At 40.0% G+C, this 692-nt stretch carries 2 protein-coding genes; both read left to right on the top strand.

Translation table 11 applies throughout. The features are described from left to right. The coding region (locus C6H66_RS26330) for a hypothetical protein (protein WP_422615639.1) at positions 1-227 on the top strand (227 nt) is incomplete at its 5' end. Continuing rightward, positions 224-517 (top strand): hypothetical protein, encoded by a 294-nt coding sequence (locus C6H66_RS25430; RefSeq protein ID WP_105397078.1) that lies wholly within the window; start codon positions 224-226, stop codon positions 515-517. The genes C6H66_RS26330 and C6H66_RS25430, both read left to right, overlap by 4 nt. Positions 518-692: the final 175 nt, after the last annotated feature.

Here is a 692-nt window from a genome sequence, read left to right as displayed (position 1 = left end):
CTTTTGCCTTCTTAAGTAGTGGCAATGATAAAGCGCTGGCAGTCGCCTTTATGGTGAAGTTTTTATTAAACGGCAAAGAAGCGGTCAGTAAGGTGGATTATAAACGCCGTGAGCCGCTTATCTGGTGGAGTAAAGATAAAAAACCCGCCGATTTAGACGCTCAAATTCCGTTGATTCTGGCAGAATTGGATCGCTTAGGTCCCCCTGATGAAGATCTTTCCGAATGAAGCAACGATTAAAAAACTTACTCAAAAAATGGTTTCCTACTATCCATCCATTACCAGCCAAACGGCTGGTACGCTGGGAAAAAGAAATTCTGGCGGCACCGCCAGATATTAAAGATGTAGAAACTATTAAGCATGTAGAAATATTGGACTACCTTGATAATAAAGAATGTCATATTCGCAACACCCAACGCCGTGCCCGGAGTATTGCTTTAATTCCGGTTACACTGGGGATTATTAGTAGCCTGATATTAAACATTAATGATTTTATGGAGTCGCGAAAAAAAAAATGAAGCGTGGATACATAGTTGGGTAAATTTAGCTAAAAAAAATATGGTGAAGAATTTTATCTGCGAAATGACTTGCCTGACTATATGGAAGATGCTCGTTATATCGGCAACGATAAGGAAATCTCTCTGAAAAAATACCTGTACTATCGCTATACCTTTTACCCAAGTAGTTCCCGGC

The sequence above is a fragment of the Photorhabdus hindustanensis genome (assembly GCF_002968995.1).
Classification (GTDB): Bacteria; Pseudomonadota; Gammaproteobacteria; order Enterobacterales; family Enterobacteriaceae; genus Photorhabdus; species Photorhabdus akhurstii.
This window is presented reverse-complemented; position numbering and strand designations above follow the sequence as displayed.